This is a genomic window from Gemmatimonadota bacterium, from assembly GCA_041390105.1.
In the GTDB taxonomy this organism is placed as follows: domain Bacteria; phylum Gemmatimonadota; class Gemmatimonadetes; order Longimicrobiales; family Gaopeijiaceae; genus JAGQIF01.
In genome coordinates this window covers 1,261,874-1,286,278 of record JAWKQO010000001.1, presented here as the reverse complement: position 1 = coordinate 1,286,278, position 24,405 = coordinate 1,261,874, and the positions used below count along the sequence as shown (strand labels likewise).

At 68.7% G+C, this 24,405-nt stretch carries 16 protein-coding genes; 7 read left to right on the top strand and 9 right to left on the bottom strand.

The annotated features are described in order from the left end of the window. Positions 1-63 precede the first annotated feature (63 nt). Positions 64-3,042: a BamA/TamA family outer membrane protein gene (locus R3E10_05785; protein MEZ4415244.1), complete on the top strand. Its 2,979-nt coding sequence runs from the start codon at positions 64-66 to the stop codon at positions 3,040-3,042. A gap of 34 nt (positions 3,043-3,076) precedes the next feature. Here the strand turns inward: R3E10_05785 and R3E10_05780 are convergent, their stop codons facing one another. Next, complete coding sequence (locus R3E10_05780) at positions 3,077-3,502, bottom strand: hypothetical protein (protein MEZ4415243.1); 426 nt, start codon at positions 3,500-3,502, stop codon at positions 3,077-3,079. Positions 3,503-3,830: 328 nt separating this feature from the next. Here R3E10_05780 and R3E10_05775 point away from each other — a divergent pair, with 328 nt between their 5' ends. After that, positions 3,831-6,383, top strand: a complete 2,553-nt coding sequence (locus R3E10_05775) for a vitamin B12-dependent ribonucleotide reductase (GenBank protein MEZ4415242.1) — start codon at positions 3,831-3,833, stop codon at positions 6,381-6,383. Between the two features lie 148 nt (positions 6,384-6,531). Here R3E10_05775 and R3E10_05770 read toward each other — a convergent pair whose 3' ends face one another. After that, positions 6,532-9,222: a leishmanolysin-related zinc metalloendopeptidase gene (locus R3E10_05770; GenBank protein ID MEZ4415241.1), complete on the bottom strand. Its 2,691-nt coding sequence runs from the start codon at positions 9,220-9,222 to the stop codon at positions 6,532-6,534. A 217-nt stretch (positions 9,223-9,439) separates the two neighbouring features. Between R3E10_05770 and R3E10_05765 the strand changes: the two genes are divergently transcribed. Further along, positions 9,440-10,717 carry an amidohydrolase family protein gene (locus tag R3E10_05765; protein MEZ4415240.1) on the top strand — a complete coding sequence of 426 codons (1,278 nt, stop codon included), beginning with the start codon at positions 9,440-9,442 and terminating at the stop codon, positions 10,715-10,717. On the opposite strand, the gene R3E10_05760 is transcribed toward R3E10_05765, so the two are convergent. Then, positions 10,686-11,213, bottom strand: coding sequence for an EamA family transporter (locus R3E10_05760; GenBank protein MEZ4415239.1), 528 nt, complete (start codon positions 11,211-11,213; stop codon positions 10,686-10,688). The two genes, R3E10_05765 and R3E10_05760, sit on opposite strands and share 32 nt — an antisense overlap. Before the next feature lie 170 nt (positions 11,214-11,383). Here R3E10_05760 and R3E10_05755 point away from each other — a divergent pair, with 170 nt between their 5' ends. Continuing rightward, positions 11,384-13,618, top strand: coding sequence for a DUF5916 domain-containing protein (locus R3E10_05755; protein ID MEZ4415238.1), 2,235 nt, complete (start codon positions 11,384-11,386; stop codon positions 13,616-13,618). A gap of 30 nt (positions 13,619-13,648) precedes the next feature. Here the strand turns inward: R3E10_05755 and feoB are convergent, their stop codons facing one another. The 3 genes from feoB to speA all read right to left on the bottom strand — a co-directional run bounded on the left by feoB (position 13,649) and on the right by speA (position 17,966). Next, entirely contained in the window at positions 13,649-15,565 is a 1,917-nt protein-coding gene (gene feoB / locus R3E10_05750) for a ferrous iron transport protein B (GenBank protein MEZ4415237.1), read from the bottom strand. A gap of 10 nt (positions 15,566-15,575) precedes the next feature. After that, entirely contained in the window at positions 15,576-15,830 is a 255-nt protein-coding gene (locus R3E10_05745; GenBank protein ID MEZ4415236.1) for a FeoA family protein, read from the bottom strand. Between the two features lie 132 nt (positions 15,831-15,962). After that, complete coding sequence (gene speA, locus R3E10_05740; GenBank protein MEZ4415235.1) at positions 15,963-17,966, bottom strand: biosynthetic arginine decarboxylase; 2,004 nt, start codon at positions 17,964-17,966, stop codon at positions 15,963-15,965. Between the two features lie 173 nt (positions 17,967-18,139). On the opposite strand from speA, the gene R3E10_05735 reads away from it, so the two are divergent. Together R3E10_05735 and R3E10_05730 are read left to right on the top strand one after the other, a co-directional pair. After that, positions 18,140-19,768, top strand: a complete 1,629-nt coding sequence (locus R3E10_05735; protein ID MEZ4415234.1) for a tetratricopeptide repeat protein — start codon at positions 18,140-18,142, stop codon at positions 19,766-19,768. 14 nt (positions 19,769-19,782) lie between these two features. Continuing rightward, the gene (locus tag R3E10_05730; protein ID MEZ4415233.1) at positions 19,783-20,640 is read left to right on the top strand and encodes a fumarylacetoacetate hydrolase family protein; all 858 of its coding nucleotides are present in this window, start codon (positions 19,783-19,785) and stop codon (positions 20,638-20,640) included. 11 nt (positions 20,641-20,651) lie between these two features. Here the strand turns inward: R3E10_05730 and R3E10_05725 are convergent, their stop codons facing one another. Genes R3E10_05725 through R3E10_05715 form a run of 3 tightly spaced genes read right to left on the bottom strand, consistent with a single transcriptional unit; the run spans position 20,652 to position 23,166 of the window. Further along, positions 20,652-21,482, bottom strand: coding sequence for a carboxypeptidase-like regulatory domain-containing protein (locus tag R3E10_05725; protein MEZ4415232.1), 831 nt, complete (start codon positions 21,480-21,482; stop codon positions 20,652-20,654). Beyond that, positions 21,479-22,345: a carboxypeptidase-like regulatory domain-containing protein gene (locus R3E10_05720; GenBank protein ID MEZ4415231.1), complete on the bottom strand. Its 867-nt coding sequence runs from the start codon at positions 22,343-22,345 to the stop codon at positions 21,479-21,481. The genes R3E10_05725 and R3E10_05720 overlap by 4 nt, the downstream gene beginning before the upstream one ends. Continuing rightward, complete coding sequence (locus tag R3E10_05715; GenBank protein MEZ4415230.1) at positions 22,345-23,166, bottom strand: carboxypeptidase-like regulatory domain-containing protein; 822 nt, start codon at positions 23,164-23,166, stop codon at positions 22,345-22,347. Before R3E10_05715 ends, R3E10_05720 begins: the two co-directional genes overlap by 1 nt. A 290-nt stretch (positions 23,167-23,456) precedes the next feature. Here R3E10_05715 and R3E10_05710 point away from each other — a divergent pair, with 290 nt between their 5' ends. After that, positions 23,457-24,398, top strand: coding sequence for a M28 family peptidase (locus R3E10_05710; GenBank protein MEZ4415229.1), 942 nt, complete (start codon positions 23,457-23,459; stop codon positions 24,396-24,398). Positions 24,399-24,405: the final 7 nt, after the last annotated feature.

The following is a 24,405-nucleotide window of genomic DNA, read 5'->3' as shown; positions in this document are numbered from 1 at the left end:
TTGACAAGGCGGTCCGGTGCGACCCCGCGGCGCTCGCTGCGGGCCCAGCGGGTGGGGGTGGGCTTGTGCGGTTTGGCCACGTTGGTGCTGTGTGGTCCGCGTCTGCTGCTGGGCCAGGCACCGGACGAGCCCTGGAGATCGATCGACACCCCGCACTTCCGGGTCAGCTTCCCAGCCCCGCTCGAAGCCCTTGCGCGCCGAGCGGCCGACCGCGCCGAGCGTGCTCAGCTCGGCCTGACGGGCCTCCTGGGGTGGGCGCCGGAAGGGCGGACCGATCTGGTGGTGACGGATCACGTCGACATCTCCAACGGCTTCGCCAACGTCACTCCCTGGAAGCGAATCACGATCTACGCCCGACCGCCGGTCGACGTCGAGACGCTCCAGTACTTCGACGACTGGATGGAGCTGGTCATCGCTCACGAGCTCGCGCACGTCTTCCATCTCGATCGGGCCGGTTGGCTCGGGCGCCTCCTGCGGTCGGTGGTCGGCCGCTATCCGGGAGCGTGGCCGTTCTTCCCGGGACGCTCCCAACCCCAGTGGGTCATCGAAGGGATCCCCACGCTCTATGAGTCCACGCTGACGGACGCCGGGCGTGTGCACGGGACGGAGCACGAGATGCTCATCCGCGTGGCGGCGTTGGAGGGTGCGTTGGAGTCGTTGGACCGCGCCTCGGGGACCTCCCCCAATTGGCCCGGCGGCGACCGCCCCTACGTCTACGGGTCGCGGTTCTTCGATCACGTTGTGGAGCGCTATGGCGCGGAGGCGATCCCCGAGTTCGTGGAGGCTGCCGCCCGACAGGTCATTCCCTTCCGGCTGAACGCAGCCGGGAGCAGCGCCTTCGACGCGCCTCTCGCCCAAGTCTGGCAGGAGTGGCGGGATACGACCCGCTCGGAGGCGGAGTCGCTGGTCGAGCGCCTGCGCGCCGAGGGCCCCTTCAGCGAGATGGAGGCGGTGGGCGAGAGCCGGCGGCAATCCTACTCCCCGAGAGTGTCTCCCGACGGACGCTGGCTGGTGTATGCGCGCTCCGACGGGCGTAGCGATTCGCAGCTTCGCCGCGTCGATCTCGAGCGGGGGTCTGAGGAGTCCCTCACGCGGACCAACGGGATCGCCACGCTGTCATGGGCTCCGGACGGGGCCGTTGTCTTCTCGCAGCTCGAGTACGTCGATCCGTACCGCATCCGGGCCGACCTGTACGAGGTGAGCCAGGACCGCCGGGTCCGCCGGATCACGCACGGGGCACGCCTCAGCCATCCGACCGTGCATCCCGATGGCCGCACCATCGTTGCGGTGCAGGAGGGGGAAGGGGGCAACCGGCTGGTACGGGTGGACCGTAGCACCGGCACGGTCACCCCACTCTCGGCCGCCGGGCCGGACGAGCTCTGGACCGAGCCACGCTTCTCTCCCGATGGTCGCTGGCTGGCCGCAGGTCGTTGGCTGCCCGGTGCCCGCCTCGACGTGGTGGTCATGGATGGCGACGGGCGCGTGGTGGCCGAGGCGACCAACGATCGTGCCCGCGACGACGCACCCACCTGGAGCGCGGATGGTCGCTGGCTGGTGTGGGCGAGCGACCGGACGGGCATTCCCAACATCGTCGCGGCGACCTTCGATCCCGCGACGGGACAGGTGGGGTCTCCCCTGCGGATGACGCATACGGCGGGTGGGTTCCGGTACCCGGGCCTGGCTCCGGATGGCCAATGGTTGTACGTGTCCGCCTACCACGCCGACGGTTGGCGAATCGAACGGACGGCGTTCGCACCCGAGGATGCTTCCCTGGCTTCCCTGGGGGTGCGCTACGGCGACGGGCGGGCGGCCGCCCAGGCGTACGGGGATCACGCAGCCGAACCCGTGGGACCCTATCGCGCGCTGTCCAGCGCCTGGCCCCACTACTGGGAGCCATGGTACGGCGCACCGCTGACCCTGGGTGGCACTCGCGCATTGGGTGCGGGCTACGGGGTGCAAACGGGGGGGGGCGACGTGGTCGGGCGGCACTCCTGGGCTGCCGCGGCCCGACTGCAGACGCAGGAGAGTCGCTGGGAAGGAGCCTTCACCTACAGCTTCCGCGGATTGGGGGTGCCGGTGCTCGGCCTGGGCGTCAGCCAGACGTACGACGCCGGCCGGTTGTCCGCGCTCAGGAGCGACTCGACCCGGGCCACGTTGTTTACCGTGGAGCGTGAGCGTCGGGCGGACGTCTCAGCCGAGATCGAGCAGCGACGGTGGCGCTCCGTGCGAGCGCTGACGCTGAGTGCCGGCTGGGTACAGCAGCAGCGCGTACTCCTGAACGAGTCGTTGGAGCCCACCGAGGAGTTCCGGCTACGCTCGCCGGAGCAGACCTTCCTCGAAGGTAGCGCGACGCTGGTCGCGTCCACCGCGCGTGGGTTCGCGTTCTCTCCCAGCGCAGAAGAGGGCGTTACGGGCCTGGTGCGTGCGCGGCGGCGACAGGCGACGTCACTCGCAGACTCGCTGAGCGACCAGCCGGGCGTGGACGGGAGCTTCGACGAGTTGATCGGGCGGATGCGCGCGTACAAGGGGCTGCGGGCGCCGGGGTGGGGGAACCACGTGCTCGCGGTTCAGGCCGCCGGCGGTTGGGCGGACGGCCCGGGAGCGGACGACGGGCACTTCGACGTCGGTGATGCAGCAGGGACGCTGGAGTCTGTCAGTGGGTTCGAGCTCTTCGGCGGCCGACCACGACTCTTTCCGCTACGCGGATACGCTGCGGGCGTTCGTACGGGAAGCCGTGCTTGGAGCACGTCTCTCGAGTATCGAGTGCCGCTCGTCGAGGTGCGGCGCGGACTGGGCGCCTGGCCGCTGTTCCTGGACCGGGTGAGCGCATCGCTTTTCTTCGATGCTGGAAACGCGTGGGGCCCCTCCGAAGCGCCGTTCGCGAACCCGCGCCAGGCCACGCTCTATTCTACCGGGGTCGAGCTCGTCTCGGACTGGCTACCGCTGTGGGACTCCACGTTGCGGATCCGAAGCGGGGTGGGCGTTCCACTGGTGGAGGGGGACGGCGCCCGGATGTACGTGCGAGTCGGTACGGCGTTTTGAACGGTCTCCGCGCGCGCAGCGCGGGGGTCGTCTCTCAGAAGCTGGTCGACGACTGGAAGGGCCGGACCGTATCGGGGTCGGTCTCGAGTTCCCGCTCGGCGTGTTCCCGTCCGGCCAGGGCGGCCATACGGTCCACCGAGCGTCGCATGGCCGAGAGGATGGAGTCGTAGCGGTCGCTGCTGTCCTGCGCGGTGCCCACGCGTTGCTGCAAAGCGGCCTGGTTGAGGTCCCGCACCAGTGCGATGAAACGATCCACCTCGAGCCGCAGGTCGTGGAAGCGGCGCTCGTTGGGATAGAGCGGGTTGGCCAGCTTCCACACGCCCACCCAGATCAGCAGCAGGCCGATCAGGATCAGAATGACCCTGAGCTGTAGGTCCTGGACCCACAACGCGGCCAGGAACACGAGCACCATGCCCGTGATCGGCAGCCCGACGTCGAAGATCTTTCTCGTCCAGCGCATCCTCACAAGACCTGTCGCTCGAGTCCGGGCGGGGTCCTCGTTGGCCCCGGGGGGACTCCTCCTGGCGGCGGATGGAGCCCTCCCAGGGGGCTACTGTGCATGGATGAGGCCAGGATTCAACACCTCGTGTTGGAGGGTCGCCCCATCGGCTTGACTACCACATATAGGGCCCTTATTCTCCGCGTCCCTCTACATCTCGTTGTTCGGTCCCCGGGTTTCCACAGGACTGAGGCGGAGTGAGGCGGCCCCCATCGGTTTTCCACGCCGGGGCCACGGTTTTCCAGACGAAATCGACACTCTTTTCCACAACCTCTTGGAGACCGAAGCCATGAACTCACCCCGGGTTTCGCGGCAGCCGTGGATCTTCGACGACCACCTGCCCGAAGACCTCCCGCCGGCGCGCCTGAGTGACAATGCGCGCATCGTCCTCGCCAGGCGCTACCTCAAGAAGGACGAGCAGGGGAATGCCGTCGAGGAGCCCGAGACGATGTTCTGGCGGGTGGCCCGGGTGATCGCCGAGGAAGACCGTCGCTACGGTGCCTCCGACGCCGCCATCGAGGAACTGGCCCGCCAGTTCTACGACTTGATGACCACGGGGACCTTCGAGCCCAACTCGCCCACGTTGATGAATGCGGGGCGCCCTCTCGGCCAGCTCTCCGCCTGCTTCGTGCTTCCGGTCGAGGATGCCATCTCCAACAACAGGAACGGCATCTACGACACGCTCTCGGCGATGGCCCTGGTCCATCAATCGGGCGGGGGCACCGGCTTCGCCTTCTCCCGTCTGCGGCCGACCGGCGACACGGTGCGCTCCACCATGGGCGTGGCCTCGGGGCCGGTTTCCTTCATGCGGCTCTACGACGCCAGCACGGAGGTGGTGAAGCAGGGAGGCACACGCCGCGGCGCCAACATGGGCATCCTGCGCGTCGATCACCCCGACATCCGCGAGTTCATCACCTGCAAGCAGGACACCTCGCAGATCACCAACTTCAACATCTCGGTAGCGATCACCGACGCGTTCATGGAGGCGGTGAAGCACGGGCGACCCTACGACCTGGTGAGCCCCCGCACCGGCGAGGTCGTCGGTCAGGAGGACGCGCGCCAGATCTTCGATATGATCGTGCACGGTGCCTGGAGCACCGGCGAGCCCGGCGTGTTCTTCATCGACCGCGCGAACGAGTACAACCCCGTACCGTCGCTCGGTAGCTACGAGGCGACCAACCCCTGCGGCGAGCAGCCGCTTCTGCCCTACGACGTGTGCAATCTGGGTAGCATCAATGTGGGCAAGTTCGTCCGCGGCGATGCGCCACGCTCGGGTTTGCCGGAGGAGCGGATCGACTGGGAGGGCCTGCGGCGCGTGGTGCACCTGTCCACCCACTTCCTGGACAACGTCATCGACGCCAACCACTACCCGTTGCCGGAGATCCACGACCTCGCCCAGCGCATCCGCAGGGTGGGGCTCGGCATCATGGGTTGGGCGGATATGCTCGTGCGCCTGGGCGTGTCCTACAGCTCGGACGAGGGAGTGCAGCTCGGTCGCACCGTCATGGCGTTCATCAATGAGGAGAGCCGTGTCGCATCGGAGCGCCTGGCGCGCACGCGCGGCGTCTTCCCGGAATGGCCGGATTCGATCTGGGGCCCGGACGAGACCGCTGCCACCCGGGACGACGGAACCCGAGTTCGTCCCATGCGCCGCCTGCGCAACTGCAACCTGACCACCGTCGCGCCCACGGGCACCATCTCGATCTTCGCCGGCTGCTCTGGTGGCATCGAACCCCTGTTCGCCGTCGCGTTCATGCGGAACCAGGCCGGGGTGATGATGCCGGACGTCAACGAAGACTTCGTCGCCCTGGCCAAGGAACAAGGTTGGCACTCGGACGACCTGATGGAGAGGATCGCTTCCGAGGGGCACATCCACTTCCCGGAGGTGCCCGAGGACGTGCAACGCGTCTTCGTGACGGCACACGACATCACGCCGGAGTGGCATGTGCGCATGCAGGCCGCGTTCCAGGAGCACACGGATTCGGCCATCTCCAAGACCACGAACTTCGCGTTCGAGGCTACGGAGGAGGACGTCCGCGAGATCTACGAGTTGGCGTACGATCTGAACTGCAAGGGCGTGACGGTCTATCGCGACGGGTCCCGCCCCATGCAGGTGCTCTCCACAGGCAAGACCGGCAAGACCGAGGAGCAGCCTGCCGCCGAAGTGTCGGACGAGGCGCTGATGGCGCTCGAGCACGCCTTGGCGGATGCCCGTGAAGAGAACCATCGGTTGCACGTGCAGCTCGAGCAGTACCGCTCGGAGCAGGAGGAGCGCGACGAGGTCGCGCGCGCCAGTCGCCACAAGCGGCAGCGGCCTTCGCTCCTGAGAGGACGAACGGTAAAGATGAACTCGCCCCTCGGAGACCTCTACGTCACGATCAACGAGGACGAGAGCGGGCGGCCCTTCGAGGTGTTCTGCACACTGGGCAAGGCGGGCGGAGCGGCGATGGCCGATTCCGAGGCGATCGGTCGTCTGATCTCGTTGGCGCTTCGCTCGGGAATCCCGATCCCTGCAGTGCGCGATCAGCTTCGCGGCATCTCCTGCGATCGCGCGGTGGGCATCGGGCCCAACAAGGTGCTCTCCGCACCTGACGCCATCGCGCAGGCCATCGAGCGCTATCTGGAGGAGAAGGAGGGCGTGCAGGAGGAGCTGCTTCCTCTTCCCGCCGTTCCGAGCCCGACCTCTGCGGCGACCCGTCCGCAGGCGACGGCGCCGCAGCCCGCCTCCCACGGAACCGAGAAGGCGTTCCTAGGGAGTTGCCCGTCGTGCTCGGCGAGCCAGTTGGCCTATGAAGAGGGCTGCGTGAAGTGCTACGTCTGCGGCTATTCGGAGTGCGGCTGATGCGTGGCGTGGTCGTGTTCTGACCCGGTCGTCGCCGGGGAGCGAGGGCTCGCTGTCCCCCGGGGGGCGGCGGGCCCTTTGCGTTGCCGCCTGCGCCTGCTCGGAGGAAGCGCACTCTGCGACGTCGGTCGCTCGAGGGCGAAGCGACTCAGTGGGGGAGAACGAGCGGCGGCGGCGGCGGCGTCTCCACCAGGCGTAGCACGCCGCCCGGGCTGGCCCCCGACGCGGTGGCGGGAGCGCTGGCGGCAAACGCATCAGCGGCGCCCAGGTCGACGACGTACCCAAGGTCGGCCAGAGCACCGATCGTGATGCGGCTCAGGGGGTTCGCTGAGCCGTAGTTGATCCAGCCGGTCATGATCTCGGTGCCCAGATTGGCCTCGCGCCAGTGGGCATCCCGCGTCCCCGAGCCGCCCGTGTTCTCGACCGGCACGCCTCCCGGGTAGGTCCCGCCCAAGGCCTGGTACTGCGCCACTCCGCTCGGCGATGTGTAGAGCGGATCCGCTCCTCCTGCGCCCGAAACATGTCCGCGGGAGACCCAGAAGGTGCCGAGGCCCAGCACGTGTCCCATCTCGTGCACCAACACCTCGGTCAGATGGCCGTTGCCGAGCAGCGTGGTGACGTCAGCCACGTCCAGGCGGATGGCGCCCAGCACCGGGAGGCCGCCCGAACGGGTGACGCAGGGCCCGGCGCTCCCGAGTGTGCCCCCTGCGCCATCGATCGTGACGATCTCTACGAACATGATCACGTCGTCGACCGTGCCGCTCACAGCCGCGTGGCCGACCCCGCACGCTCCAGCGGGGATGTTCAGGTTGATGTCGGGTAGGTCCCCCGTGATCGCGGACTGCCAGCGGGACGCGGCGCCGTTGATGGCGCTCACCACGCCTGCAGCGGGCGATCCCAGGATCTGCAGCGTGAGCGTGAATCCGCCGGACGGAGGAGGCGGTGCCGCGACCGCGGTCGCGCTGAACGTGACGGCGCCGAGCCCAACGGCCGAAGCGTCCAATTGGTTGCCACCGGGAGCGGCTCCCAGGGTCCAGCTGCCCACGCGAGCCACGCCACTGGCGTCGGTGCTGGCGAGCCCGCCGCTCACCGAGCCACCTCCCGCGGTTACCGCGAAGGTGACCTGGGTCCCACTCAGGCCGTTGCCGAAGGCATCGCTCACGCGAACCGCGGGATCCGTGGCCACGGGGGTGCCGACGGTTGCCGATTGGCCGTCACCGGCATGGACCACGAGTTGCGCGGCGGGTCCTGGCAACGCCGTAGCGTCGAAGATCACCGGGGCAACACCGGGCACCGTGGCCTGGATCCGCTGCAGGCCGGCCGTGGTCCCCAACGTCCACGCTCCTGCAGAGGCGGTGCCGCTGGAGTCGGTGACGGCCGTGCTTTGATCGAGGGCGCCGCCGCCGGCGAGCACAGCGAAGGTCACCGTGGCGCCCGAAACCGGGTTGGCGAATGCGTCGGTCACGTGCACGGTGGGCGAGTCGCCGAGAGGCTCGGCTACCGTGCCACTCTGCCCCTCTCCGAGCGTCTTCGAGAGCACGGCCGGTGGGCCACTGCGGGCCACCGCAGAGAACTCCACCGAGGCCAGCGTCCCGAGTGTGGCCGACGCCCGATGGTCCCCGATCCCCGTGCCGAGGGTGAAGACGGACGACGCACGCCCTGAACCGTCGCTGACGACGGACGCCGGGTGCAGGGTCCCGCCGCCGGAAAGGGTCGTGAAGGCCACGCTGGCGGCGGACACGGCGTTGCCCCAGGCGTCCTGCACCTCGACCACCAGCGGTTGAGCCAAGGGCGTACCGGTGGCCCCCTCCTGAGCGTCGCCGGCGATGCGGACAAGCTGCGTGGCCGGACCAGGCGTTGCGATGGCCCCTACTGGGGCTGGCGCCGCGATGCCTTCGAGTCCGAGGGTCAACGATTGGGTGCCCGCGCCGGGCCCGAGTGTCCACTGGGTCGAAACACGACCATCCGCCGCCGTGCGCGCGCTGGCGGGACTGGCGCTCCCGCCTCCGCTCGGAAGGAAGCGCACTGCGTGGTCCGCGACGGGATTGCCGAACGAGTCCTTCAGCTCGAAGGACACCGGCGTAGGGAGGGTGGTCGTGACCGGCGCAGTCTGTGCGGCTCCTTGCGTGACGACCACCGAGGCCGGCGGTCCAGCGGTGATGGTGGCTGTGAATTCGACCGCGGACAGGGCCGCCGCGCTGGCACGCACCACCGCCTGGCCGGCCGCCGACCCCACCGTGACACGCGTGGCCGCGGTCCCATCCGTGGACGTCGTGACCTGGGCCGGCTGAGGATCTGACGGTGCGCCGACCGCCTCGAAGTGCACGGCGACGTCTGCGACCGGGTTCCCATAGGCGTCCTCGGCGCGGACCACGAGCGGCTCCGCGAGCTCGGTGGCTGCGGGTGCCTTCTGCTGATCCCCGGACGCCGCGATGAGGTGATCCACAGGCCCTGCCAGCGCCTGGATCTCGACGCGGAAGGGGCTTCCGTTCGCAGCGATCCCGAGCGACTGGAGGCCGGCGGACCCAGCGAGGGCCCAGCGGACCTGCGCCCGCCCATTGGGGTCGGTACGAGTCCTCGCAGGATCCACGCTGCCGCCGTCGGCGGTCAGTTCGAGCTCCGCTCCGCCCACGGGGAGCCCGTCCAGCCCCCGGGCCACCAGCTCGAACGTCAGCACGTCCGCCACGAGAACCGTCTCCGGCAGGCCCAGCACATCCACCGAGCCCACGGGCTCGGGAGGGGCGGCCGTGTCGCAGCCGGCGAGGTGCGCCATCGCCGCCAAGGCCAGGCATGCCAGGCCCCAGCGCTGTGGTCGCGTGGGAGGAGTGGGAAGGGACACCGCGCAGCGTTCCAGGTCGGTCGGTTCCTGTGGCCGTCAGCTTCCCCGTTGGCGGAGCAGGAGGGGTGCCAGGGGCCACCCCTGTCGAGCCGGTCCCACACGCGGGCCAGATCCGCCGAGCGGCGTGCGCCCACAGCGATCGAACGGAGCCCCTTCCTGCGCTATCATGAGGCGAAGGGGTGACCGCCGGTCCCCGAGAACCCTCGCGCAGTGCTGCATGAGACGATTCTTGATTGCCTCGGTGGCCGCAGCGGGCTGCACCGCGCAGGCCGCTCCCACCGTGGGTCCGAGCGCGTGGGTGCTTACCCACGCGACCGTGGTCGACGTCGTCGAGGGGCGCCTCCTGCCCAACCGCTCCATCCGCATCGAAGACGGACGGATCGTCTCGGTCGACTCGGGCGCCGTGGCGGCGGCAGATGCCTTCGACCTCGAAGGTCGCTTCGTCATCCCCGGTCTGATCGACACGCACGTGCACGTCGCTACGGATCCCGCTGGGGAGGACCGCGACGCACGCGCGCGCCTGGAATGGGCCTTCAGGAGTGGCGTCACGTCCGTGCGCGACATGGCTGGAGATGCGCGTACGCTGCTGGAGCTGGCCGCCTGGGCCGCCGACTCGACCGTGGCGGCGCCGCGCATCACCTATGCCGCCCTGGTGGCCGGCCCCACTTTCTTCGACGACCCGCGCCCGCAGGCATCGGCACGGGGCGGCGTTGCGGGAGAAGTGCCGTGGATGCAATCCGTGACGATGGAGTCCGATCTGCCGGCCGTGATGCGCCGGGCGCGCTCCACCGGAGCGACCGGGCTCAAGCTCTACGCCGATCTCCTGGGAGGAGAGCTGGCCCCTCTCGTTGCGGCGGCCCATGAAGCGGGGCTGGCCGTCTGGAGCCACTCCGTGACCTATCCCGGGCGTCCGCTGGAGGTCGTTCGCTCGGGGGCCGACGTGGTCTCGCACGCCTACTACCTGGTCTGGGAGGTGGAAGAGGTGGTCCCGCTGGGCTACGCCGCGGGCCGCGCTGCCCTCGCGGCGGCCAGCGGGCCGGTCCCGGATCCGGGTGCACCTGCGGTGGAGCGCGTCCTCGCGGAGATGGCCAGCCGCGGCACGATCTTCGAGCCCACGCTGCTGGTGGGCAGCGCGGGAGGGCCGTTCGCGCGACTGCAGCCCTTCGCGGCGGGCGTGACGCGCAGGGCGCGCGAGTTGGGGGTGCGCGTCGTGGCGGGGACCGATCGCATGGTAGACCGGGAGACCCGGCGCGCCAACCTGCCCGCCGAACTGGCGCTGCTGGTCGCGCAAGCGGGCTTCACGCCCGCAGAGGCACTTCGTGCCGCCACCGCCGATGCCGCGGCGGCGCTCGGACAGGGCAACGAGCTCGGGCGGGTGGAGCCGGGTCGGGTCGCGGATCTGGTGATCCTGGATGGCGACCCGCTCCGGGATATCGCTCAGGTGCGCAGCGTCCGCTGGGTGCTCAAGGCGGGCCACCGGTTCGAGGTGCGCTGAGTGGCTCGGGGCCGTCCCCGTCCAAGGCGGACGCACCCGCGACAGCAGCGTCTCGGCTCGGCGTGGACTGCAGCGGACGGTCCGTCACCAGCAGGATCATCCCTGCTGTGACCAGTGAGATGCCGACCCATCCCCTCCACCCGTAGCGCTCACCCAGGAACAGGATGCCGAACAGAAAGATGAACAGGAGGCTCGCCCGATCGAGCGCCGCCAGTTGGGCGACCGGCGCCAGGCGCAGCCCCGCGAAATAAGCCAGCCAGGAGAGGGCGCCCGATCCACCCGCCAGTAGGATGAAGATCCAGGCCCGTCCACCCACGGGTTGGGAGGGAGTCCTGCGCAGCCACACCACCAGCGCGATTGTCAGGGTCATCACCACCGAACGCAGCAGCGTCGCCCGCAGTGGGTCGAGGTCTTGAAGCCCCACCTTCCCGAACAGGGCCACTCCCGCGCCTCCCAGCGCTGCCAGCAGTCCGAACGCGATCCAACCCATGTTCATGTGATGCACCCTCCCTTGACGATCCCCGGCGTCGAAGTTGTCACGGCCGCGCTCCAGGAGCGAGTCACGGGTGGCCGGCCCGGGGTCTGTACCACCCGCGCGAGGCCGTGTATCCTCCGGCGTCCCCAAGCCGGAAGCCGGATTCCCCGATGGTTGGAGCCGTGGGTTCGATGATGCGACGCTGTGCCATGCTGGCGGCCCTGGTGCCTCTGATCTGGGGGACCCCTCTGCTCGCGCAGCAACGCGGCCCTCGGGGCCCCCAACGCGAGCAGGGCCCACGCGTCGCCGCGGTCGTGCGCACCGATCAGGCGCCGGTGATCGACGGACACCTGGACGACGCCGCGTGGAGCGCAGCGCCCCTGATCGATGGATTCGTCCAACGGGAGCCGGTCGAGGGTGCAGCGGTCTCGGAGCGCACCGAAGTTCGATTGCTCATCGATGGCGAGGCGCTCTACGTGGCCGCCTGGATGTACGATCGCTCTCCCGATGAGATCGTGTTGGGTGAACGGATCCGCGACGCCGACCTCGAGCGTGGAGACTACTTCGGAATCATCCTGGATACGTATCGGGACCGACAGAACGGCTTCATCTTCTCCACCACGCCCGCCGGCATCGAGTACGACGCGCAGGTCGCCAAGGAGGGGCAGGGGGGCGGCGTCTTCATCCGCGGCCAGAATCGGCAGCAGGCGGGGGCCATGGGTGGACTGAACGTCAACTGGGACGCGAGTTGGAACGTGGCGGCCTCACGCGACGGGGAGGGGTGGTACGCCGAGATGCGCATCCCCTTCTCCACGCTGCGGTACGGCTCGGGACGTCGGCAGGTGTGGGGCGTCAACCTGGTCCGTCGCATCCGCCGGCGGAACGAGGAGTCGTTCTGGTCGCCGGTGTCCCGCCAATTCAACCTCATGCGGCTCTCCCAGGCAGGTGACCTCGAGGGTCTCGAGGTGCCGTCCCAGCGCTCCGGAACCGTGACGCCCTTTGCCCTCAGCGGAAGGGAGCGCAGCTACGCCAGTGTTCCCGCTCAGACCAAAGTTCCGAAGGAGATCGGCGGGGACGCCAAACTCACCTTCGGCTCCCTGACGTTGGACCTTACGGCGAACACCGACTTCGCTCAGGTCGAGGTGGACGAACAGCGCACCAACCTGACGCGCTTCCCGCTGTTCTTTCCCGAAAAACGGCCGTTCTTCCTGGAGAACGCGGGGCTGTTCAGCGCCGGTACCCCCCAGGCCGTGGACCTCTTCTTCACCCGCCGGATCGGGATCGAGGACGGCACCCCGGTGCCCATCCTGGGAGGCGGCCGCGTGAGCGGGAAGGTCGCGGGTCTGGGCGTCGGATTGATGCAGATCTTCACGGACGACGTGCAGGATCTGGTGCAAGCCAACTCGTTCTCGGTGGCACGGATGACGCGAGAGCTGCCGAGTCGCTCCAGAGTGGGTGCGCTGGTCGTGCAACGCCGAGCCACGCAGGACGGCAGCGACTACAACCGCACCTACGGCTTCGATGGACGCCTCGGACTCGGCGATGCCTGGACCCTGGACGGCTGGCTCGGCCTCACGGATACCCCTGGTTCGGCGGGACGGGAAGCAGCGGGCAGCATGCTCCTGACGCACGACAGCCGGGTGTGGCCGGGTCGGATCCGTTTCATCCAGGTGGGCGAAGCCTTCAACCCCGAGGTGGGCTTCGTGGATCGGGTCGGATACCGCCACATCGAAGTCAATCAGGAACGGATCATCCGCTTCCCCAACATCTCATGGCTACGCGAGTCCAACCCGCACTTCACCGTGCGCAAGTACTGGGCCTTCGACGGCTTCCTGGAGAGCGGCTACTTCCATTTCGATTGGGAACTGAAGTCGGAGGGCGGGGGCCGCTTCGGGCCAGAGATCAACGTGACGCAGGAAGGCCTCAAAGCGCCCTTCGAGATCGCGCCCGACATCGTCATTCCCACGGGGAGCTACCAGAGCCTCACGCATGCCTGGGACTACGGCTCGGATCCCAGCAGGCCGCTCTCGTTCCTGGGCAAGGCCGAATTCGGCGAATTCTACACGGGAACCAAGTACGGTGGGAACGTGACGTTCACCTATCGGCAGGGCGAGACGCTCTCGTCTTCGCTGTTGATCGACTACAACACCATCGATCTACCGGAAGGGACCTTCGATACCACGCTGCTGGGGCTCCGACTCGCGTACTTCTTCACCCCCCGCGTCTTCGTGCAGTCCTTGATGCAGTACTCGAACCAGGCGGAGGCCTGGTCTGCCAACGTGCGGTTCGCCTGGCTGAGCACCGCGGGCACGGGCCTCTACGTCGTGTTCAACGATGCGCGCAATTCGGAGCGGTTGTTCAATCTGGGTGAGCCGATCACCCGCGGGTTGATCGTCAAGTACGCCCGCCAGTTCACCCTCTTCTGAGCCGCGGACTGTGGCGATGGCTGCACGAGGTCAAAGCAGGCGGTAGGCGAGCCACGCCCCCACCCAGGCCAACACCAGCATGTAGGCCCACTGGATGGTTGGCCACTTCCAACCTCCGGTCTCTCGGCGCATGACGGCGACCGTGGACATGCACTGCAACGCGAACACATAGAAGATCAGTAGCGCCACCGCTCCGCCCAACGTGAGGTCCTGCTGTAGGGCGCTCTGCAACTGGAGCGAGTCCTCAGTGGCGTCTTCGACCCCGTAGAGCGTGCCCAACGTGCCCACGATCACTTCGCGGGCCGCCAGCGACGATACGATGCCCACGGCCACCTTCCAGTCGAAGCCCAAGGGTGCGACCGCGGGCTCGACCAGCTGCCCCATGCGGCCCAGCGCCGACTCGTCGAGGGGGGGGACACCCCCACCCGGCGCGACCGGAATGCGGGTCAGCGCCCACAGGAGGACCGACGTGGCGAGGATGATGGTGCCGGCCCGTTTCAGGAAGACCTTGGAGCGGTCCACCAGGCGGACCACCAGCGAGCGCAGCGTGGGAACCCGATAGGGCGGAAGCTCGAGCGCGAACTCCGATGAGCTTCCCTTGAGTACCGTGGATTTGAGCAGCCAGGCCGTCACGATGGCGGCGGCCAACCCCAGCGCGTAGAGGAAGAGAAGCGTGGCAGCGCGAGTCCCCAGCAGAGGCCCGAGGAGTCGGCGCTCCGGAATGAAGGCCGCGATCAGAAGCGCGTAGACCGGCAGACGGGCCGAGCACGTCATGAAGGGCGCTACGAACACCGTGGCCAGGCGGTCGCGCTCGTTGTCGATGGTGCGCGCCGACATGATGGCCGGCACCGCGCACGCGTAAGAGGACATCAGCGGGAGGAACGACTTTCCCTGCAGCCCGATCCGTCGCATGAACCGGTCCGCCATGAGGGCGGCGCGGGCCATGTAGCCAGAGTCCTCCAGCAGCCCGATGAACAGGAACAGGATCAGGATCTGGGGCAGGAAGACCACGACGGAGCCCACACCGAGCCACAGGCCGTCGATGACCAGATCGCGTAGCCAGGTGTCGGGCAGGCGTGTGGCCACCCATTCCCCGCTGGCCGCGATGACCCCCTCGACGCCGTCCATGAGCGGCTGGGCCACCGTGAAGATCGATTGGAACACCAACACGACCATGGCCAGAAAGGCCAAGGGCCCCAGTACCGGGTGCAGGAGCAGTGCGTCGAGCCTGCGGGTCCATGCCGGCGTGGCGGGGGCCCGGTAGCGCGCTCCGTCGCCCACCGAGTGGGCCCAGGCGCGCCGCTCCGGCACCGACTGGATCACCGGCAGGCGACGGGTCCGGGTCTCCGGTGCCCGCGACCCCGGGATGCGCACCCCCTGACCAGCGGCGACGCATTCGAGAAAGACCTGCACCGGCTCGAGCCCCTGCCTTCGGTGCGCGGAGGCCAGGGCGACCGGTACCTCGAGGCGCTCTTCGAGTGCGGCGGTGTCGATCTCGCCTCGACCCCGCTCCAACTCGTCCGCCATGTTCAGCACGACCATGGCCGGGATGTCCAGCAGCTCGAGCACCGACGACGCCAGCACGAGATGACGTGCCAGTTGCGTGACGTCCAGGATCAGAATGAGGGCGTCGGGCTTACGTAGGCCGGGGAGCGTGCCGGACAGGGCGTCGCGCGCAATGCGTTCGTCCAGGCTGCCAGCGCTGAAGCCGTAGATGCCGGGAAGGTCGACGAGCTCCACACGGGCCCCGGTCGGGAGACGGGCCTCGCCCACCCGGCGCTCCACCGTCACCCCCGGGTAGTTGGCCACCTTCTGGCGCAGGCCGGTGAGCTGGTTGAAGAGCGTCGACTTGCCGGCGTTGGGAGGGCCGACCAGCGCCACCAGGGGTTGGATCGACGCCGGAGGAGCGAGCGTGGAGACCGGCGTCCCCCCGGGGGGTTGGTTCATGGACTGCGGGTCAAACGGCCGGAGCCACCTCGAGCCGCTCGGCCGTCTCGCGGCGCAGGGCCAGGAGACATCCGTCCACCCGACAGACACAGGCGCCCCCGGGCGCCCGTCGTTCCATCAGGATCCGGCACCCCGGGATCAGCCCCAGCTCCATCAAGCGGATCGCCGCCTCGGGATCCACGTTGAGGCGCGACAACTCCGCGGTCTCTCCATTCCGGAGACCGGCGACCGAAGGAACGGTGGTCGTGGGGAGGCGTCGCTTCATCGTGGCGCCCAGGCTCCCAGCGGCTGGGATCCTACCGGGGTTTGAGAATCGTTTTCAACCAGGCGAATCTGGCGGGGACCGAGGTGCTTCGCAAGAGTCGGGCGAGGAGGGGGGCGCCGCGGGGCCGAGGCCCTATTCGTCGTCCGTCTCCAGGTAGGTATAACCCTCGAGGCCGGCGTCGTAGGCCGACAGGAACTGCCGTCCCTCCTGCACGGTGAGGCGTCGGTCCCGAATGGCGCGCTCCACGTCCTTGCGCAGGGCCTGCTTCATCTGGGGAGGGTCGTACTGCACGTAGCGGAGCACCTCTTCGACCGTGTCCCCCTCCACGATCTCCTCGATCACCGGTTCCCCGTCCCCATCCAGGCGAACGTGCACGGCGTGGGTATCGCCGAGGAGATTGTGCAGGTCGCCCAGGATCTCCTGGTAGGCACCGACGAGGAAGATCCCCAGATAGTAGGGCTCGGTGTCGGGCAGCCCGTTCCCATTGGACGGAACCTCGCGCAGCTCGTGCAACTCCAGGGTGCGCTTCTCCTCGTAGGGGTCGACGAACCGGTCGATCTTTCCGTCCGAGTCGCACGTCAGATCCGCGAGGACGCCACGCCGGGTGGGCTCCTCATCCAGCCGATGCAGAGGGACGATCGGAAACAGTTGATCGATCCCCCACGAGTCCGGGACGGACTGGAAGATGGAGAAGTTGCAGAAGTAGATGTCTCCGAGCAGCGCGGGCAGGTCGGACAGCTCGTCCGGCAGGTCCTCACCGGCACGGTCCAGCAGGATCCGGCCGATGGCCCAGAACAACTCCTCGGTGGCGGCGCGCACGGGAAGGCTGGTGTAGCCCAACCCGAAGAGGGTCATCGCCTCTTCCCGCGCGTGGGTCGCATCGTGGTAGAGCTCGACCAGGCCTCCGCTGCTGACCCTCTCGTACACGTCCAGCAGATCCAACAGCGGCTGGGGAACCTCGTCGCCTTCGCTCCGGACCAGGGCCTGGATGGTGTCGAGGTCGATGCGCGCGTCCATACGCCGGGCGCCGAGCACGTCGCACACCAGGACGCTGGAGTACGCCGTGAGGGCGCGACCCGACTCCGTGATGAGGTGGGGATGCGGTACCCCGGCGTCGTCGCACACGTTCTGGACGCGATAGACCACGTCCGTGGCGTACTCCTGCACGGTGTAGTTGATGGACGATTCACTGGCGGATTGTGACCCGTCGTAGTCGACTCCCATGCCGCCGCCCAGGTCGAGGTACCCCATGGGCGCGCCTTGCTTGACCATGCCGCAGTAGACGTGGGCCAGCTCGCTCACGGCGTTCTTGATACTGCGGATGTCGAAGACCTGGGATCCGATGTGGCAGTGCAGCAACTCGAGACAATCGAGGAGGTCGTGCTCGCGAAGCTTCTCGATCCCCCGCAGGATCTCGCTCACCGAGAGTCCGAACTTGCCCCGCACTCCGGCCGAGTGCTCCCAGCGCCCCACGCCCTTGGCCGACAGCTTGACCCGCATTCCGATGCGCGGCCGCACCTGGTAGCGGCGAGCGTAGCGCATGATCAGCTCGAGCTCGTGAAAGCGCTCCACCACTGGGACGATCCTGCGGCCCAGCTTCGTGGCGAGGATCACCATTTCGATGAATTCGTGATCCTTGAAGCCGTTGCAGATGATGGGCATCTGCTCGTGCCCGCTGGTGAGTGCCAATACCGCCAGCAGCTCCGGGATCGAGCCCGCCTCCAGGCCGAAGCCCAGCTCGGAGCCCAGGTCGCGGATCTCCTCACAGATATGTCGCTGCTGGTTGACCTTGATCGGGTAGACGCAGGTGTATTGCCCCGAATACTCGACCTGGCGGATCGCGTCGTCGAAGGCACTGCGCAGCTCGCGCAGTCGGTGGTCGAGCAGATCGGAGAGGCGAATGAGCAGCGGAGGCTCGAACCCGCGCTCCTCGAGCCCGAGCACGATCTCGTGCAGATCGATGGAGCGGGCGGGGTCCTTGTCCGGATACACCTCGACGGTGCCGCGCGCAGAGATCCCGACGTAGCCCTTCCCCCAGAGGTGAAGGCGGTACAGTTCCTCGGCCCGTGCCGTGCTCCAGGCCGGCGGCGCGGCGGTCTCGGGTTCGGCGGGGCTCTCGGCGACACGTGGGTTCATGGGGGCCGAAAGGTACCGGACCCGGCCCTGCTGGAAAAGCGACCCCGGAGGGTCGGCCGGAGGCCCGGCGCCGGTCCTCATCGACCCCTCGTCGGGCAGTCGCTAGCTTGCGCGGTCCCATCCGCCCGTTCGGCGCGCGCTCTCCCGTGCGCCCCCTCCAGCGCGAGAGATCGTTGGTAGTCCAGTCCTCGAGATCGCCCCTGACCGGATGGGACCGCCTCGCGGTTCCCTCACTGCTGCTGCTGGCCCTGGTCCCCTACCTGGGAGCGCTCGCCAACGGGTTTGCCTGGGACGACGCCTTCATCGTGCTCTCGAATCCGCGTGTCCAGGCTGGGGAATGGGTGGCTGCGTTGCGCGCGCCCTGGTGGCCGGACGCGTTCACGTTCAGTGGGAGCGGACTCTACCGGCCCGTCGCCTCTGCGGCTCTGGCCCTCCAATGGGCCCTCTGGGGGGAACGCCCCCTGCTGTTCCACGCAGTTTCCCTGCTGCTGCACGTCGGGGTGGTGCTGCTGCTGTTCGGACTGCTGCGGGCCTGGGCCCCGAGATGGGCCGCCTGGGCCGGTGCGGCGGTCTTCGCGGCGCACCCGGTGCACGTGGAAGCGGTCGCCAATGTCGTTGGCCAGACCGAGCTCCTCGCGGGCTTCTTCGTGCTGACCGGATGCCTTCTCTACCAGCGTTGGCTCGCGTCCGAGCGCGTGGGGGAGCGCGTGCTGCTTCTGCTCGGGGTGGGCGCGAGCTACGCGCTCGGCCTGGGCGCCAAGGAGATCGCTGTCACCCTGCCCGCCCTCGTCGTTCTGATCACGCTGATCGAGCGTCGCTCGCTGGTCCGCGCGGTGCCGGCCGTCGCTCTGCTCTCGGCCGTGCTCCTTTGGATGTTGTCGCTTCGCCTCCAGGTCGTGGGATCGCTCCGAGGTGAGGTTCCGGCGCCGGAGCTTCTCGGGTTGCCCACCGCAGCTCGCGTCTGGACCGGCCTGGGGGTCTGGTTGGACTACGCACGTCTGCTGATCCTGCCCATCGATCTCGTGGCAGACTACGGCCCGGCGGTGCGCTTTCCGGCGGGGGGTCTCGATGCCCTGGTGGCGCTGGGCACACTCCTGCTGGTGGCCTTGGTGGGCGGCGCGTGGAGCCTGCGGATCCGGGCACCGTTGGCAAGCCTCGGGCTGGCCTGGATCGTGGTGGTGCTCCTCCCCGTCTCCAACCTGTTGGTCCCCGCCGGGGTGCTCCTTGCGGAGCGGACGCTCTACCTCCCGTCCGTGGGGCTGGCCTGTGCGGTCGCGGCGTTCGGATCCTGGTTTCCCGCACGCGCTCCCGTCCGCGCCTTCGTGGCCGGTGTGTTGGTCGTTGCTGCGCTCCTGGCGCTGCGCTCCACGTGGCGGGTGCCCGTGTGGAGGGACAGCGCGGCAGTCATGGCGAGCCTCGAGGCATCTCATCCCGAATCCCACCTCGTCCTACGGGCCCATGCCCTGCGAGCGATGGAGCAGGGGCGGACCGAGGACGCGCGCGCAGACTTCGAGCGGGCGCTCCGTCTCGTTCCCAGGCATTTCTCGCTGCTGACGGAGGCCGCGCAGTTCGAGGCCCTGGTGGGCAATGTGGAGCGGGCTCGGGAGTTGGCGAGCCGTGCGGTGGAGGTATACCCGGGGAGCCCGCACGGCTACGTGGTGGCGAGCCGGGTGTTGCTCCAGACCGGGGATCCCGTTGCCGCCCGGTCCGTACTCGTGGAGGGCCTGCGCGTGGCAGACCCCATGGCGCCCCTCTGGACGGAGTTGGAACGGAGTCGCACCATGACGCAGTCGCCACCCTGACCCGAGAGGCCCCGATGTCGCTCGTTCCGAGAGCTGTTCCGTTGCTGGGTACCGCGCTACTGGCCCTGGCGATGCCCCTCGTGCTCCGTGCGCAGGCGGTCACGCGCTATGTGCGCTTCGAAACTTCGGCCGGCGTGGCCTACGGCATCGTCGAAGGCGACCGCGTCCAGGAGCTCTCCGGGGACTACTTTTCCAACCCGCGGCGAACGGGACGCTCGCACGCCCTCTCTGAGGTGCAGCTGCTGGCGCCGGTGGTGCCCGGCAAGGTCATCGCCGTGGGGCTCAACTACAAGAGCCATCTGGGCGAGCGCCCTGGAGCCACCTATCCAGGGCTTTTCGCCAAGTACCCCAGCTCGATCAGCGGGCCCAGCGCGGACATCGTCTACCCGGCCGATGCCGGCAACCTGCACTACGAAGGGGAGATGGTGCTGGTCATCGGCAAGCGGGCCAGCCACATCGCTCCTGAGGACGCCTACGAACACATCCTGGGGGCGATGGCAGGAAACGACGTCAGCGAGCGCGACTGGCAGGCCAACGACCTCCAGTGGCTGCGGGCGAAGGCCTCGGACGGGTTCGGTCCCGTGGGCCCGATGTTGGTCACGGGCTTGAACTACGACGACCTGTTGGTGGAGACGCGCGTGAACGGAGAGGTGCGGCAACATCAGCGAACCGTCGACCTGATCTTCGACGTGCCGACCATCGTGAGTTACGTCAGCCGCTATGTCACGCTGGAACCGGGGGACCTGATCTTCACAGGCACGCCGGGAAGCACGCAGGCAGTGAAACCGGGCGACGTGATCGAGGTCGAGGTCGAAGGTGTGGGCGTCATCCGGAACCGGGTCGTGGCGGACCGGAGGCCAGGAGCGCACTGAAGAGGAGCGCGTCAGTTCCCCGCGACCAGGACCACGAAGCCGCCTACCAGGGCGCCGAGCAGTCCCATGCGCAGCCAGTAGCGTCCTCCGGAGGACTCGGTGCCGATGCGCGTCCACATCGCGACCACCGTGCAACTCCCGGGTCGTTTGAGATCGATCGGGATCTCGGATTCCCGCCGGTAGATCTCGATGGCCTCCAGGTCCTCCGGCCAGATCTCGTCGACGGCGGAGGATCCGACGGGAAGTCCGTTCAAGTACACGGTCGCGCCACACATGCGTGACCCGAGGGTCATCCCCTCCGGGCCGTACCGATACCGCAGGCCCGGGACCTTCACGAACTCATGGGAGAGGAAGGACACATCCTCCAGATCCTCCCTCGTGAAGAACACTCCGAACCCCGTGCGTTGACCGGAGTCGTAGCGGCGATAGAACTCCCGCAGTGCGCGCCGGCGCCGGTCCTGCCGACGCGCCTCCACCACCAGCGGCGGCAGCTCGAGCGCGTCCACGGCGAGACGAACCTCGACCTCCACGATCTCGCGCGTGGCGACGGCCAGTGGCTCACTGGTATAGGAGGCATAGCCGAGCGCGGCGAACCGAACGCGCACGGTGTCGGGGCGGGGGAGCGGCAGCTGGAAGTACCCGTCTGGTCCCGTGGCCACGGACAGACCTGCAACGCTGTCCTCGCGTATCAACGTCACCGTGGCATCGGCGATGTACTCGCCGGTGCTGCCGTCCCGTACGTGCCCGGACACGACCTGGCCGGCCCCGGCCGCGGGGACGGCCCAACCGAACAGCAGAGCGCTGCCCAGCACGGCGACGATCCGGGAAGCGGGAGCGCTCACCCGCCCACGACCAGGATCAGGAAGCCACCGACCAGGGCGCCCAGGAGTCCGAAGCGCAGCCAGGCCCGTCCTCCCCGCGTCACCTGTCCCTGCCGCGTCCACAACACGACGGCGGAGCAAAGGTTGTCGTCTCCGATCTGGTGGCGGAGGTCGATGGGGATCTCGCTGCGCCGTCGGTAGACCTCCACGCCCTCGAGATCCGTGGGCAGCACGAACTGATTGAGTCCGGGGTTGCCGACCAGGATCCCGTCGAGGAACACCGCGCCCGGGCAGACACTGCTTCCCACGTGCAGGTCGCCGGCGCCGTCATAGGTGCGGGGCAGCCCCACGACCGCTGTGAGCGGCGTCGCCAGGTCGAAGGTGCGGTCCAACTCCTCGCGGGCGAGGAAGACGCCGAAGCCAGACGCTTCCCCGGTCCGGCGACGTCGCTCGAAGTCGCGAAGGGTCCGCGTGTTCGTGCGACGGGCCGTGACCACGACCGGCGTGAGCTCGATCGCGTCGACCGAGAGCGCCACCACGATCTCCACGCGTTCACCGACGTCCACGTGGATGGGTTCCGTCCGGGCCGGTGCGTATCCCAGCGCCTCGATGAGGAGCGAATGGGTGCCGGACCTGGGAAGCGGAAGGTAGAACCGGCCCTCGGCGTCGGTGGTGACCCTCGCGCTGGTGGCGTCGTCCTCCTGTAGGAGCGCCACGTCCGCACCTGCCACCGCTCGTCCGCTGGCGCGTTCGCTGACCTGGCCGGAGATGGCCTGGCCGGCCAGGGGACCGGGCGCTCGAAGCCAAAGGGCCGATGCCCACAGCAGGATGGGCGCGAGCGCGAAGGCGCGGCGGCGCCCTCGGCGGGGCGGGCGGGACGCCATCAACCTGCCACCAGCGCCGCGAAGCCGCCCACCAGCGCACCGAGTAGTCCCCACCGGAACCAGGCTCCGCGCCCGGATGACGAGGTGGGATCCGCCCGAGTCCACAGCGCCACCACCGTGCAAAGGGCCTCCCCGCCTCCCGCGCCGAGCTCCGGGGGCACCTCCGCTTCGCTGCGATAGATCTCGACGCCCTCGAGATCCGTGGCGAACACGAGCTCGTCCAGGTCGGGGTTGCCCACGTACATCCCGTTGAGGAAGGCACCGCCGGGACAGCCGTGGCGCCCCAGCCGAAGTGTGCCGTCCGGCGCGGTCGAATAGCGCAGCCCCGGGATCTCACGCAGCCGGTGGGAGAGGACCCACGACTTCTCCAACGTTTCCTTGTCCAGCACTCTGCCGAAGCCGGTGCGCTCGATGTGCGCGCTGCGGCGGTAGAAGTCGCGGAACGCCCGGTGTACATCCTGACGGCGGGCGGTCACCACCAGGGGATCGAGCTCGAGGGCGCGTACCGAGAGCGTGATCGTCACTTCGAGGGCCTCGTCCCAGTCGACCGCGATGGGCTCGGAGTCCCACGTCTGGTAGCCCAGCGCCTCGGCCCGGAGGAGCGTCTCCCCCGAGCGTGGGAGGGGGAGGACGAACCACCCGGTGGAGTCGGTGCCCACCGAGAATCGCGCATGGCCTTCCTCGTTGAGCACCGACAGCGTTCCATCGGCGATTCCGTTGCCGGTGGCGGCGTCCACCAGTCGCCCCTCGATCCGCTGGGCAGCGCCGGGTTCGGAACCAAGCGCGAGGGCTCCCAGGAGGAGCGCTGCGACCGAGCCCACGCGCACACCCCATCGCCCGCGCGCCGCGGCGCACCACCGGCCCCGAGGTCGGCCCGACCGACGTGGTTGGTCTCCCATCAAGACCTCCTGCGAACGAAGCTCGTTGCGGGGGCTCCTAGTCGCTCCTACGGTGCGGGGGTGGGCGTCTTTCGCCAACCCACCGGCCTCAGGGGAGTTCGGCCCATTCCCCCTGGAGCGCAAGGCCTCGACGATCGTCGGCGGATCAGGCCATCTTGCTGCAGCGCCTCGGACCGGAGGACGCGGAACCGAATGAGGGCCAGGGAGACGGGGTGAACGGACCGAGGCGGGTGAGGGGATGGTCGTGGACGCTGCTGTTGGCGGCCTGCGCAGCGTGCGACGGGGCCGCGCCGGCGGGCTCCCGGGTGGAGCGCCCCCAATTCTCGGGGGAGCGGGCGTTCCAGCACCTCCAACGCCAGCTGGACTTCGGACCCCGTATCCCTGGGTCTCCGGGTCACAGTCAGACGCTGGACTGGTTGAGCACGGAGTTGGCGACGCGAGCGGGGACCGTCGCCCTGCAGCGCTTCGATGTCGTCACGACCCAGGGAGAGCCGCTGGCGCTGACGAACGTGTGGGTCCGGTTCAATCCGGAGGCGCCCCGCCGCCTGCTGCTGCTCACGCATTGGGACACGCGTCCGCGCTCCGACCAGGCCAGTGACGCTGCCCAGCGCGACATCCCGGTGCCAGGCGCCAACGACGGGGCCTCGGGAACCGCCATCCTCCTGGAACTGGCGACGCTGTTTCTGCAGCAGCCTCCGCCGGTGGGCGTCGACCTCCTTTTCGTAGACGGGGAGGACTACGGCCCGGGCACCGACGACATGTTCTTCGGTTCCCGCGAATTCGCTAGACAACTCACGGCGGACCAGTTTCCGGTCTACGCTGTGTTGCTCGACATGGTTGGCGACGCGGACCCGGAGTTCCCGATCGAGGGGTACTCCGCCGACGCCGCACGCGACCTCGCGCTGCGCGTGTGGAACGTCGCGCGCGATCTCGGCTACGAGCGCTGGTTTCCCACGCGCGTAGGTCCGCGCATCACGGACGACCACGTGCCGTTACTGCAAAAGGGAATCCGTACCATCGACATCATCGACTTCGACTACGGACCGCGAAACAGCTACTGGCACACTCCGCAAGACCAGGTCGACCATGTGAGCGCGAGCACGCTGGAGATGGTGGGAGAGGTGATGGCGGAGTGGATCTACCGCGGTGGCTGAGCCCCGC